Consider the following 12,521-nt stretch of genomic DNA (forward strand, 5'->3'; position numbering starts at 1 on the left):
CGGTCAAGATCCCGTTGTCCACGACGGTCGCGCCGACGGGGACGCTGCGGCTGATCCTGCGCGGCGGCCGGGTCGAGGTGCACTACCAGATCGACGCGTCGCAGATACGCTCATCACAGCGACCATGCGGCGAGGCGACGATCGGCGTGGACAAGGGCTACACCGAAGCCCTCACCGACTCCGACGGCCAGCCCCACGGTCAACAACTCGGCGTCCTGCTCACCCGCGAGTCAGACCGGCTGACAGAACGCAACCGGCGACGGGCGAAGCTGCGCTCCATAGCCAACACCGCCGCCCTGCGTGGTGGCCACGCGAAGGCGCACCGGATCAAGGTCAACAACCTCGGGACGGTGAAGCGGGAGCGGCAGGCCGCCCGGCACCGGGCGCGGGTGCGCACGGAGATCTTCACCGCCGTGCACGAGGTCGTTGACAAAGCGGGCACGGTGATCGCTGAAGACCTCACCAAGCGCTTCACCGGCCGTAAGAAGCTACCCAAGAACATCAACCGGCGTCTCGCCGCGTGGACCAAAGGAGTCACCGCGGAGGCCCTGAAAAGCGTGTCGGAGCGTAGAGGTTCTACGCTCGTTCCCGTCAACGCCGCCTACACCTCACAAACCTGTCACCACTGCGGCGTCTTCGGCCGCCGTAGTGGGGACCGGTTTCACTGCACCCCGTGCGGGGTGGTGTGGCAGGCCGACGTGAACGCCGCGATCAACATCCTGCAAAGAGCCGGCGACCCCGACATCGCCCTGCACACCCCACACCATGTGGTGAAGCAGATCCTGCAGGACCGGACCGATCGCCACCGGACCAGACTGCCGGTCCAGGACTCCAGCCCAACCACCGCTGAGCGGAGAGCGAAACATCCGAACAGCTCAACTATGAGCAACGAGTAGGAAGCAGCCACCAATGCGCACCCTGATCGCCACCGCGTTCGTCTCGCTCGACGGCGTCATCGAGGCGCCCGGCGGAGAACCGGGCTACCGCAACTCGGGCTGGACCTTCAAGACATCGAGTTCGACGAGGCCGCATACGAGATTAAGGGCCGTGAGCAGGCCGAGGCCACTGCCATGCTGCTGGGCCGGGTCAGCTACCAGGCGTTCTCCCCGGTGTGGCCGAACATGACCGCGGAGTTCCCCGGCTACAACGCGATGCCGAAGTACGTCGTGTCGACCACGCTGCAGGAGAAGGACCTGGTGTCCAACTGGGGCGAGATCAACATCCTCCGATCACTGGACGACGTCGCCGCACTCAAAAAGACCAAGGGCGGGTCGATCATCATCCACGGCAGCGCCACCCTGAACCGCAACCTGGCCGATGCCCGCCTGATCGACCGCTACCACCTGCTGGTCTTCCCGGTCCTGCTCGGCGCGGGCAAGCGGCTGTTCAGCGACACCGACAAGGACAAGCAAAACCTCAAGCTCATCGAGAGCGCGTCATACGCCAACGGAATCCAGAAGCTGGTCTACGACGTCATCCGTTGAGCAGCCCGTCGGGGTCGGCCCTGTTCAGGGGCCGACCCCGACGAACACCGTTACCCGCTGCCCGGACAGCTGTTCCGGCAGCTCTGGTTGGGTCTTCTGCAGCTTGCTACAGCGAACCACAACGCCGGACGAAGGCGCTTGTGATGAGTTTCCTGGCAAGCGCACCTGGAAGACGCCGGCTATTCGGCAGATGGGTTCACCTTCGTCGCCGGTATCGGGCCGGCCCTGACCTTCGTTCGCGCCCGGTCATGAGCGACCGCGCGCGGACCGCCGCGTGATGCAGTCCGGGGCAAGGCCACCTTGCCTCTCGCCCCTGCTCACGCCTAGGGCGGCGGCTCATAGCAGGACGAACGAGAAGTCCCCGCGAGTTGTGCGATTCAGCGAAATACCGATCTTGACGCGGCGAGCGGTCTCCCCGTGGCTGGCACCCAGCCCCATGGGCAATGAGCCGTTCGGGGCGAAGGGGCGCGAGGTCGTCGAAGATGACCGAAACCTGGACGGGCGAGGGGCGCTCGGGAGGGGATGGGGCGAGCAGTTCCCAGCATGAGTCCCACTCCGGGGCGAACCGCTTGCGCCTCGCGACCAGCGGGTCGAGAAGGACGCGGGCGACGAGGGCTGAGGTGTTGCCGGAGTAGACGATATGAGGACGCGTAGACATGATCCCTCTAAAGACCTGACGGAAGGCATGGGAAAAGAGCCGACGGCGACGTCGGCGACCGATGCAGGAAAGCTGTCAGGTCTAAAGAGCAGGCGGCGTCACGCGGGGTGAAGTCCTCTCGTGAGTGGGTCGGAGAAGAAGATCCAGTTACAAGGTAGGGCGGGGCGGGCTGGCGAGGCCACCCATTTTGTCCTGGTGCCGGGCATGGGGGGCGGGGTCGGCGAGCTGGGCGTCGACCCCGCGCCGATCGCCCCCGCGGCCCCTTTCTGCCGTATTCCGGACGGCGCACTCTCATCGACAGTTGAGGGCATCGCCGCTTGACCAGCGCAAGCCACGAACGCTGACGCCCTCGGATACGCCGAAGAGGTCATCGAGGAGGCCGACCGGTCGTACGGGTGTCCGGTCTCGGGACCCCGCTTGACACTCGGTATCAGCCGCGCCGGACGCCTGCCGACTTACTCAGCTGAGGGAGCCGGCAGGCGTACCGCAGTCGATGCGATCTGGTGAGGTGGACGCCGGGTCGGGCTAGGACGTGACTGGCATGGTGGTGACGGTGCCGCCGGCGTCGGTGACACGTACTTCGGTGGCATTGGCGGGTAGCAGCGCCGCGTCTCGTCCAGCGTCCTGCCATTCACCAGCGCCGATTCGGTAGCTCAGCGCTGACCCCTCAGCGGCGACTAGAAGGCCTTGGTTGTCAGGCAGCCGCAGCCGTACGGGCAAAGGTGAATTCCAGTCGGCATAGGTGCTGGCTACCGCCTTGAAGGGGAGATACTTGGGGGCGAGCAGCGCGATGACGCGGGCGGGGTCGTCGTCGTACTGGATGGTTTCCACGAGGAGTAGCCGACCGTCGGGAGTTGCCCCGTAGACCCACAGGAGGGGGGATCCGTCGCTCGTGTGCACGCCTGCCGAGTCAATGTATTCGGCGAGGGCGTCGGCTGGCGCGCTCACTTTCTTCGCGCTGGGGTCACCTACCCATACCTTCTCCGCGCCGGGCAACGTGTGGCGGACCTGTGGGGGCTTCGGCCGACTTTTGCCGTCGGGAAAGAGAATCGGCCCGACATTGGCGATGTGAACCACGTTCTCCCGGCTGACCGGGGTCCTAGAGAGCGCCACGGTGATCTTCGTGCGCTGCGGCGGCACCGTTAGCACGGCCGCACCGTCTCGGAACACCACCGGCTGGAAGATTCGCTTGACCTTGCCGTCGGGCATGTACCGCAGCTCCGGAGAGAACTCCACCGGTTGCCCGAAGTCGAGTACGACGAGCACGTCACGCTGCGGTCCGAGCAGCGCTGCCTGCTCGATGCCACCTGTGTCGTCATTGGTCATCTGAATAAGAGTCGTGACAAGCGGACCGTTGGCGGCAGGTTCGACGAACCCTACCTCCGCATACTTGTGTGCGCTGCGCTGGGCGACGTAGGCGGCAGGACCAGCAGGCGTGCGTCCTGCCCACACGATGTGCGGCTCGCCGCGCATTTGCTCTCCGCCCTGCTTCAGCCGGCGTTGCCACGCCTCGCGGACCTGCCGCAGGTACCCTTCGTCACCAGCTAGGTCACCGCGGGTGGGCTCGTCCAGCAGGGGTGAAGCGACCTGTACCTCTCCTGCGTCGCCTGCCAGCTGAAGCCCGCCAGCCACGGGTACGGCCACCACGGCCGCGCAGACGACCGCCAACACGGCTCGGCGACGCACAACCCGGCGGCGTCCACCCCGGCGCACCGCAACGAGCAAGCCCGGCGGGTCGACCAGGTCATCCGCCGCGCGATGCAGGATGTCGCGCACGTCACTGTCGTTCATTGTCATCGCGAACTCCCGGTATCAGTGATGGGCATGACGAGACTCGACTGGGCCAGCGCCTGACGCAGCCGAGCCAACCCGCGCGAGGCGTGACTTTTCACGGCGCCCTCCGAGCAGCCCATCGCCGCAGCGGCATCAGCAACCGGCAGGTCCTCCACGTACCGGAGCACGACCGCGGCCCGCTGCCGAGCGGGCAGCTCTCGCAGCGCCCCGACGACCACCTCGCGAAGAGCCACGCCGTCGGCGTGGTCCCGGGCAACCCCGTCGTGGTCGCCCAGTGCCTGCTCCGGCCGTCGGGCACGCCACCGCCACCGGTTGATCGAGCGATTCACCAACGCACGTCGTGCGTACGCCTCCGGGCTGCCCTGCACTCGGCGCCAACGCACATACACCTGCTCCAACACCTCCTGAAGCAGGTCCTCCGCCGCGTGCCGATCCCCAGTCAGCAGGAAAGCAACCCGTAACAGCACCATCGATCGTGTGCGAACGAAGTCGTCGAACTCCGCCCCACGCGAATCCCTCATCTGACCTCCCGGCCGCGTCACCCAGCAAGACACCGGATCGGCTCGCGAGGTTTACCGGTCCTGCAACTCTGCTCGACGACACACCATCCAGTCGCCGCAGCTACGCCCCACGACATCGATGTGTATGCCATCCGATAAGAAACGGCTCCAAGATCCAACGGTTCACCACGCACGTCGGCGGGGGCATCTCGGCCGGTACGTGCCTCGCGGCGGTCTGGCACAGCGCAACCGCTAGCTACGCCGTCGCTGACTGATAGCGCTCACCGGCAGCCGTCTGGCCGGACGTGCAACCGCACCACGGCGGCAGAGTGGCTGCCCACACCCACCAGCCGTCGGCGTCCAGTGACCTCTTCGGTGTAAACGCGGCCGCGGAGCACCGACGGCTGTCGTCTGCTGCCAGAAACCCTCAATCCATGCACGTTGCTCGGGCTCCAGCCACGTCCAGTGTTATCGGTTGCCGTCTCGTTCGTTGCCTCTCTGCTGCTCCCGCGCCTCCCGTCACCCCGCATGCGCACGGCGGCCAGGTCGCTACGCTTCTCCGGTGACGAATGGTGCCGCTGTCGCATTGGGTATCGAGGCCGCTCGGCGGTTAGCACAACTGGACCTGGTGGACATCCAGCCAGGGCTCACCGACGCCGAGTTCGTCAGCATCGAGCGACGGTTCGGCTTCGAGTTCGCCGACGACCACCGCGCCTTCCTCGCGGCCGGGCTGCCAGTCTGGACACCTGGCCACGATGACCACCCCGACAAGGCAAGTTGGGGCTGGCCAAACTGGCGCCAGCTCGACTCCACCACCCTGCAAGAGCAGGTTGACTGGCCGCTCACAACCGCGCTCGACGACATCCAGCACGGCGAGTGGCCACCCGGGTGGGGCAATCGCCCTCACGACCTCGTCCGGCGCATTGCCAAGGCGAAGCGCCTTCTCGCCGACGTTCCCCGCATGGTTCCCGTGTACGCCCACCGCTACCTGCCGGCCGGCCGCGGCTCCTTCGGGCATCCCGTGCTGTCCATCCACCAACTGACCGACACCATCGTGTATGGCCACGACCTCGCCCACTACATCGATCAGGAGTTCCGAGAGCCCAGGGTGACTGTGACCTTCTGGCGTGACTACGTGTGAGAGGTGAAGGCCGACGTCCGACTGCTTGACCCCCAGGCAACCAACACGGTTCTCTGAGCTGCTGCTTCCCGGCCCTTGGGCTGCCGAAATGGTCCGTCAGCGTCCAGGCTTGTCCGTTGGCGTCCGCGCCGATCGTCACTCACCGACAGTTTGAACCGGACCCCATCCGCAGGCCCTGCAGAACACCTGGGCCGCGACCGCGGCCGAGTGGTTCCCCTCCAACCCGTGGCGTCTGCGGCCGGGTCCCTCGACGGTTGCGATCCTCAAGCGCGCGGACGACTTCAGCACCGCGACCTGCGAGCTGTGGCTACCCGTGGAACCGACGTGACGGACCTGAGGGAATCCAGCCAGCAAGGATCCAGCCCGGCCGCCTTCCCGTTTCCCAGCTGGGAGCCGGGCCGGTGCCGAGACATGAACGCCCGCACATCGGCTATGAGCGGACGTCCTGCGGGACATATCGGCATCAGGACCTGGGTGACGCTCCGTCCGCCGTAACACCGCCCCGACGCTTGGCCAAGGTCGACGAGCTGATCCGATCCAGCGGCGACGGATGGAAGGAACTCACCGGCCTCGGCCGTCGCCCGTCCGTGTAACGCGGGTCGCTCGATCCAGTCCACGGCAGCGCGTCCGCGGTCACCGCCGCTGCCGCATGTCAGAATGCCCCCAAATCTGGAGCAGGGCTGGCAGAACGGGCGAGCCGATGACGACGAGCAAGGCCGCCGGGCTGGTGCGGAAAGCCGGGGATCCGCAGCGGGCTACGTTCCTGGAGCTCTTCTTCGACCTGGTGTTTGTCCTCGCGCTCGCTCAGCTCTCGCGCGGCCTGGCCGAGGATCTCGGGTGGAGCGGCGCCTTCCGGACGCTGGTGCTGTTGGGGGCCATGTGGTGGGTCTGGTCCAGCACCGCGTGGCTAACCGACCGGACGGACCCGCACCGACCGGTAATCCAGGCGCTGGTCATCGCGACCATGGTCGGCAGCCTGGTGATGGCGGCCGCGGTGCCCGAGGCATTCGGCGACACGGGCCTGATCTTCGCGGGCGCCTACGTCGCCATCCAGCTCGGCCGCGGGCTCGTCCTCGTGGCCGTTCTGCGTGGCCACGAGTTGCAGCGCACCGGCGTGCGCGGGCTGTTCTGGTACGGCCTGTCGGCGCTGCCGTGGATCGCGGGGGCGCTCGTGCACGGTACGGCGCGTGGCGCGTTGTGGGCACTCGCGGTGGTCCTTGACCACACGGCAGGCAGGATCGGCTTCCCCACCCCGGGGGCGGGCCGTGCGCCCAGCCAAGACCTTGTGATCTCGGGCGAGCACCTGGCCGAGCGCTACCGCCAGTTCTTCATCATCGCGCTCGGCGAGCTGATCCTGGTTACCGGACTGGCGCTGAGCAGCAGCGGCTTCGCGCCGGACGGGGTCGTCGCGTTCGCCGTGTCGATGGCGACCACCGTGCTTCTGTGGCGGATCTACATATACCGCGCTGGGCAAGTCCTGGCGGAAGCGATTGCCGTGTCTGCCGATCCGGTCCGCCTCGCCCGATCGGCGTCATACGCCCACCTGGCCATGGTGGCCGGCGTGGTCGCTGCAGCCGTCGGCGACGAACTGGTCATCGCCCATCCACTCGGACACACCCCACCGGCCTGGATCGCCGTCATCCTCGGCGGACCCGCGCTGTATCTGGCCGGGCGCGCCCGCTTCGAGCACGCGGTATTCGGCCGTGTGTCCCGGTCCCGACCGATCGGCGTCCTTGCGCTGGCCGCCCTGGCACCGGCGATGCTCCCCCTGCCGCCAGTCGTGGTCGCCGCCGCTGCTGCCCTCGTTCTGACCGGGATCGCCATATCCGACGCAGCCCGTGCCGGCAGACGCCCGCCCGAGCCGCCGTCACCACCCGGCTAGCGGGAAGCGTCACCCATGTCCAACCCATGCGAAGGTGTCCGCCTGCCGCCAGGGCGGCGGACCGACACCGACGACATGACCATCAGCCGTGACGAGCTACCTCGACTCCTCGCAGCGGTGCCCGCCCAGTACCGCTCACTCGTCGCGCTGGCTGCCGGTACCGGCGTGGGGTGGGCGAGTGCTCCGGCTTGCAGTGGGACGAAGAGCGAGGGGAGTCCGGGCGGCGGTCCGGCAAGGCGGTGATTCATCGGGTTCCCCGGCGTTGTATCCGGACTAACCGACAACGCCGCCAGGCGTGGTCGGTATCGCAGCCCGTTTGCAGATCGACCGAACCCTAGCGCGCCTGCCACCCAAATATGGACTAAGTCCTGATGATAGTCCCAAGTCGGAATAAACTTGCCAATACGGAGACACTCGGCTTGAAAAGGAACGTCGGCGTACCCGCTGGGTAGCGGCATGCCGCCAGCGAGCACATGCCGGGTCGGCGGTGTCTGACCACCAGATGCCGCTAACGCCGTACGCCCGTCGAGGTCGAGGAGCACATGTGTCCGAGTGGTGGCTGTGGTCGTACGTCATCCTGTGCGCCGCCACCCTGCTGTTGTTCATACGGTGGAGCCGCAACCCGAAAGGAATCCCCCAGTCCGAGTACCGGGGGGTGTTCGTCATCCTGGCGTGGTCGGCAATCTGGCACGTCGTCGCGGCGCTCGACGCTGGCCGGACGAACACGGCAGAGCACACCTTGGACTGGACGCACTACGCCGACTGGATCGTCACCGCACCGCTGCTGGTGTTCTCTCTCGTCCTCACGGCCACGCACGCCATCGCCGAAAAGCGGGTGGGTCTGGTGGCGGCTCTCATCGTGCCGACCTTCCCGATGATCCTCGCGGGGCCGGTCGCCGGGGCCATGAAGAGCACTGCGGCCCGTTTCACCATTTACGGAATCGGGATGGCCGCGCTCGCGCTCGTCCTGGGCCTGATCTGGGGGCCGCTACGGGCCGACGCCGAGCGGCAGCCCGCCCCGATGGCGGCCCACTTCATCGTCGTCGCACTGCTGCTGTCCCTGCTCTGGCTCGCTTTCCCGCTGGTCTGGATCTTGGGGCCGCCCGGAGTCGAGATCGTCGATGAGCACACCAGCACGATCCTCTTCGTCGTCCTGTCGGCCCTCATGAAGGTTGGCTGGAGCATCGTAGACGTGGGCCGGCTCCGCGCGATGTCCGACCGTGGCCAACTGGCGGTAGCGTGAGCGGCCAGCCCATCGCGCACGAGGCGGGGTTCGGCTCGGCCAGCAACGGCAGACGGCCTCGCCCGTTCGGCCGACCCGGCCTCGGCCCTGAGCGCCGGGCAGACCCGCGCCGGGCCGTGCTGCTCCGCGCCGATACCGCAGGCATCCTGGCGCTACTCGCCGTACTCGTCCTCCACCTGCTCACCCAGGCCGATGCAGCAGCGTCCACGCCGCTCCCGGCGCTGCTGGGGCTGCTGCTCGGGCTTCCACACGGCGCCGTCGACCACCTCATCCCCGCCTGGCTCTCGATAAAGGCACGCCGGTGGAGCCGACGCGTGAGCCTGCTACTCGGCTATGCCGCCATAGCCGGCACCGGGCTACTGGCCTACCGCGCCGCACCGGCCGCGGCCCTGCTGGGCTTCCTGGTCCTCGCCATCGCGCACTTCGGCACCGGCGACGAGGCGTTCCAGGCCGAGCGGGACGGCCGGCGGGTGCCGCCACGCCCGCACGGCGTCCTCGCCTATGGCGCTCCGCCGGTGGTCTTCCCACTCGTGCTGTGGCGCGACCAGGTAGACCAACTGCTGGAGCGCGTCGCCGCCGGGTCCACCGTGCTGCTCACCACCGAGGTACGCGCCGCCGCCCTGGTCCTCACGGTGTCGGCGATGGCCATCACCGCCGTACAGGACGTGCGCGGTCGACGCGGACGCGGCCTCGTCCAACTCGGGCTCCTCGCCACCGTGTTCGCGATCGTCCCGCCCGCGCTGGCGTTCGGGGTCTACTTCGCGGCGTGGCATTCGCTCCGACACATCGCGCGACTACTCTGCGCCGACCCGGCGAACACCGCCCACCTGCGGGCCGGTCGGCTGGGCCCACCACTACGACGATTCGCCCTGCACGCCGCGGCCCCCACCGCGGCCGTACTAATCTCCTTCGCCCTGCTCACCCACCACACCGGGACCGCGGGAGTCCTGCCCGCCACGTTCGCCCTCCTGGCCGCGGTCACCGTGCCACACGCCGTGGTCGTCGCCTGGCTGGACCGATCAGGAAGGCTCCAGCGAGTGCCGCCCGGTGTTTCGTAACAGGCGAGCAGCACCCGCTCATCCTTGATGCACACGGCGTATGCCGCCAGCCGGAAGCTCGTCCTCATGCCTCCCGCCGGACCCCGCCCCCGTGATCTCTCGACGTCGGGGCTCATGATCTTGACGACGAAGATTGGCGAGTCCGCGGCGAAAGCCACTACCCGACGGCCAGCTCGGCGGGGCACTGTCCGCAACGGACGGCTCAGTCCGGGAGGCCTCCGTCTCGCTGGTCGAAGTCCGCGCCGGCCCTGTTCGGCTGATTTCCGAAACGGCGATGGTCATCCACGATGACCGTGTGGCGGTGCGCCCGGGTCTGGTGCGCCGATAGGTGACAGGTGTGGCCACGCGGCCTGACTGGCCAGTGGGAGCATGGCGTCTCGAAATCAACGGCGCCAGCGGAGTCGCACAAACCCGCACCTCAAGGCCATCGACCGGTACGCGGCACCGCTGATCAGCCGCGCTATGCAGCCGCACAGTACTTGCTCACCACTGTCGGGCCTCCGGCCGCCCATAGCCGCAGACGTCGTATAGCCAATAGTCGAGGTACCTGCGAACCGCGTCGCTGTCATGCGGATCGACTGCTAGCCATTCGCGGGCGGCGCGAGCCATCTCGGCGAAGGCGAGTTCTTCCTCGTCTGGCTTGAGTTCAACCCAGTCGGTGAGCGCGCCCCATAGGCAGTACATGCTGCCTGCGTACTCACCGACGTTGATGACGTCGAGCGTTTCGCCCATGAACTGCAAGCCGAGGTCGTACGGGTCGTCGGCGCGAAGGATCTGTTCGGCGAGGTCGCGAGTGCGCTCGAGATAAGCCGACCATGCCTCGTCATCTGAACTGCTCACACGACGAGTCCGCCAGCGTTCAGGGGCATCCGTCATTGTCTGCCCTTGTTGTCACTCACTTCGTAACTCACCAGCCGGTTGAGTCGCACACGAGCTATCCAGGTAGCAAGTCCTGGCCAGGCAAGGAACATGACGAACACCCCGGCCCCGATCAGTAGGAACGGGGAATGCGTTTGCATGCTGCTGGTCATATAGCCATCTCTGGTCGCGACGAGCTGCGGTTCGGTCTGTGACACATAGATGGTGACGCTCTCACCTCGCGAGTAGCCGGGCCCGTCACCCCAGGCACTCTCCAAGGGAACGTTCCAGGTTCGGCCGTGAGCCACATAGCTGGCATGATCGCCGAACTTGTACCCCTCCGTTATGGCTTGGACCTGTTCGCCAGTCGCCACGAGTTGGCGGATACGAACGTTAGTGCGGTGCGGCTGAAGGATTCCCCCGGCGACAAGACAGGCACCGGCCAGACAGAACAGGATGATGCGCAGCCGGGACCGAGCGATCCAATCGAACAGCGGCCCAGGACTGACAGTCGCATGATGCCGACCAACCATCGCGCCGCCTTCGTCGTGGGAGCCTTGAACCTAGACGACAGGCGCGAAGCATTGCCATCCCGTATGCCGCCGACCCGCCCTCCTGGGGAGCGGGCCGCCACCCGGTCCGCCACGTCACGCCGATCACCGTCCACGACGCCTGCCGTACCTGCGCCACGCTCCTGGCCGACCTCGACGTCCACCCGACGGTCGCCATGCAGGTCCTCCGGCACGCCCACTTCGCCGTGACCATCGAGATCTACACACAGGTACCTACGAAGGCGACCAGAGACGCCCTCAAACGCCTCGGCGAATCCCTCGCGCGATGACCGGGCCTCTGTACAAAGCTGCTGCACGCAAGCAGAAAGGCCACCCCCCGAACCCGGGAAGTGGCCTTTACCTGCGTGGGCGATACTGGGATCGAACCAGTGACCTCTTCGGTGTGAACGCGGATGAGCCTCACCGTTGGGTGCTGTCGGGCACCGTCCTGTGGTACCGACCATGGCCGCTTTGCTGTTCCGTGTCGTCTTCTGCCGGTCGTTGCTGCTGCTTTCGCTGCCTCCTGGCTGCCTTTCCGTCGCCCGCTCACTCAGGCTCTACCTCTGGGACCGCTTCTATATCAATACTGTCACCCCCACCTGCCAACATTGATGCACCTGACGATCAGAAGGGACAACATGGCTTCAGCAAAGCGGCAACGCCAACGCGAGCGGCGAGCCCTCGGACAACCCGCGCAAGCTGTCGGGCCGGTTGAGGTCGCCGTGCCACCAAAGCGGGCGAAGCGGGCATGCGAACGGTGCGGCGAGGCATGCCGAACAGACAAGCCGGTCTACGGGTGGGTATGCGCCAACTGCGCCTATGAGCTTGACCGGTACGTCATGATCCGCATGGGCCTCACTGGAGGCACAGCAGAGGGCGTGTACGAGGCGGCCAAGCAACGCGGGGAACTTCCCCCGCCTGGTCCACGTGGCCCGGGTGTCAACGTTCGCAAGCCGTAGGGTCCACGTAAACTCCATCGATGCCGGACATCTCTCCTCGACTCCGACGCCGCATCAACGCCGACTTCCCCCAACACGCCGACGTGGTGGTGGACAGGCTGCACAGCCTCGATCAATTAGTCACGGACTCTCAGCAGGATCCGGAACGGATGTTTGCAGCGGTTGTGCGCCTCGCCCAAGGCCGACTCGACAAGCTCGATCGTGCCTCACGTCTGGCTCGAGAGGACTGGCGTGATCTCCTGGTCGGAGCTGACTTCGGTAACGAAGACTGGCCCGCCCGCCTCGCCGCCTGGCTCGATGCTCCGGCGCCAACCGGTGACAGCGCCCGTCGTGGCCATCAGGCCCCTCGCTTGTAAGTTCTGGGCGCTCCGTCCGGCCCCGTCCACGTACGTC

General features: G+C 67.0%; 10 protein-coding genes and 3 pseudogenes. 9 read left to right on the top strand and 4 right to left on the bottom strand.

Going from position 1 to position 12,521, the window contains the following annotated elements; genetic code table 11:
- Both ACY34I_RS13125 and ACY34I_RS13130 read left to right on the top strand, forming a co-directional pair.
- A partial coding sequence (locus ACY34I_RS13125; protein WP_462755142.1) for an RNA-guided endonuclease TnpB family protein occupies positions 1-896 on the top strand: 896 nt, incomplete at its 5' end.
- Between the two features lie 13 nt (positions 897-909).
- A pseudogene (locus ACY34I_RS13130) lies at positions 910-1,484 on the top strand (dihydrofolate reductase family protein).
- 1,183 nt (positions 1,485-2,667) lie between these two features.
- Here ACY34I_RS13130 and ACY34I_RS13135 read toward each other — a convergent pair.
- Positions 2,668-3,939 carry a hypothetical protein gene (locus ACY34I_RS13135; protein WP_462755144.1) on the bottom strand — a complete coding sequence of 424 codons (1,272 nt, stop codon included), beginning with the start codon at positions 3,937-3,939 and terminating at the stop codon, positions 2,668-2,670.
- Positions 3,936-4,457 carry a SigE family RNA polymerase sigma factor gene (locus tag ACY34I_RS13140; RefSeq protein ID WP_462755146.1) on the bottom strand — a complete coding sequence of 174 codons (522 nt, stop codon included), beginning with the start codon at positions 4,455-4,457 and terminating at the stop codon, positions 3,936-3,938. Before ACY34I_RS13140 ends, ACY34I_RS13135 begins: the two co-directional genes overlap by 4 nt.
- Before the next feature lie 541 nt (positions 4,458-4,998).
- Between ACY34I_RS13140 and ACY34I_RS13145 the strand changes: the two genes are divergently transcribed.
- The 5 genes and pseudogenes from ACY34I_RS13145 (at position 4,999) to ACY34I_RS13165 (ending at position 9,760) form a co-directional block, all read left to right on the top strand.
- A complete protein-coding gene (locus ACY34I_RS13145; RefSeq protein WP_462755148.1) occupies positions 4,999-5,577 on the top strand; it encodes a hypothetical protein in 579 nt (192 codons plus the stop codon).
- Positions 5,578-5,746: 169 nt separating this feature from the next.
- Positions 5,747-5,905, top strand: a pseudogene (locus ACY34I_RS13150) (GyrI-like domain-containing protein); the annotation flags it as partial.
- 372 nt (positions 5,906-6,277) lie between these two features.
- Positions 6,278-7,459 (top strand): low temperature requirement protein A, encoded by a 1,182-nt coding sequence (locus ACY34I_RS13155; protein WP_462755150.1) that lies wholly within the window; start codon positions 6,278-6,280, stop codon positions 7,457-7,459.
- A gap of 544 nt (positions 7,460-8,003) precedes the next feature.
- Entirely contained in the window at positions 8,004-8,702 is a 699-nt protein-coding gene (locus ACY34I_RS13160) for a bacteriorhodopsin (RefSeq protein ID WP_462755152.1), read from the top strand.
- Positions 8,699-9,760, top strand: a complete 1,062-nt coding sequence (locus ACY34I_RS13165; protein WP_462755154.1) for a Brp/Blh family beta-carotene 15,15'-dioxygenase — start codon at positions 8,699-8,701, stop codon at positions 9,758-9,760. Before ACY34I_RS13160 ends, ACY34I_RS13165 begins: the two co-directional genes overlap by 4 nt.
- A 483-nt stretch (positions 9,761-10,243) precedes the next feature.
- Here ACY34I_RS13165 and ACY34I_RS13170 read toward each other — a convergent pair whose 3' ends face one another.
- Positions 10,244-10,600: a hypothetical protein gene (locus ACY34I_RS13170; RefSeq protein WP_462755156.1), complete on the bottom strand. Its 357-nt coding sequence runs from the start codon at positions 10,598-10,600 to the stop codon at positions 10,244-10,246.
- A gap of 32 nt (positions 10,601-10,632) precedes the next feature.
- Entirely contained in the window at positions 10,633-11,151 is a 519-nt protein-coding gene (locus tag ACY34I_RS13175) for a hypothetical protein (RefSeq protein WP_462755158.1), read from the bottom strand.
- Between the two features lie 113 nt (positions 11,152-11,264).
- On the opposite strand from ACY34I_RS13175, the pseudogene ACY34I_RS13180 reads away from it, so the two are divergent.
- Both ACY34I_RS13180 and ACY34I_RS13185 read left to right on the top strand, forming a co-directional pair.
- Positions 11,265-11,459 (top strand): annotated as a pseudogene (locus tag ACY34I_RS13180) (site-specific integrase); the annotation flags it as partial.
- Between the two features lie 689 nt (positions 11,460-12,148).
- Entirely contained in the window at positions 12,149-12,484 is a 336-nt protein-coding gene (locus ACY34I_RS13185) for a hypothetical protein (protein WP_462755160.1), read from the top strand.
- Positions 12,485-12,521: the final 37 nt, after the last annotated feature.

The organism is Micromonospora sp. RTBAU3-60, from assembly GCF_054963695.1.